Below are 276 nucleotides of genomic sequence, written 5' to 3' on the forward strand. Positions count from 1 at the left end.
ATTTGGATTTCATAAGGTCGGTGAACAATTAATGGAATATCCGCCATATGATAAAGGTGAACCATTTTATGCATATTATAAAAATTTAAAAGAATAGAGGTAATATTAATGACGAAAATCGCATTTACCGGAGGGGGAACAGTTGGACACGTATCAGTAAATTTAAGTTTAATTCCAACTGCATTATCACAAGGTTATGAAGCGCTTTATATTGGTTCTAAAAATGGTATTGAAAGAGAAATGATTGAATCACAACTACCAGAAATTAAGTATTAT

The 276-nt window shown here is 30.8% G+C and carries 1 protein-coding gene; it reads left to right on the top strand.

Features of this window, described 5'->3' with window-relative positions; genetic code table 11:
- Positions 1-108: 108 nt before the first annotated feature.
- Positions 109-276, top strand: a 168-nt coding sequence (locus GUI70_RS25635) for a glycosyltransferase (RefSeq protein ID WP_202630592.1), incomplete at its 3' end; no start/stop codon positions are given.

The sequence above is a fragment of the Deinococcus alpinitundrae genome, from assembly GCF_009982895.1.
In the GTDB taxonomy this organism is placed as follows: Bacteria; Deinococcota; Deinococci; order Deinococcales; family Deinococcaceae; genus Deinococcus; species Deinococcus alpinitundrae.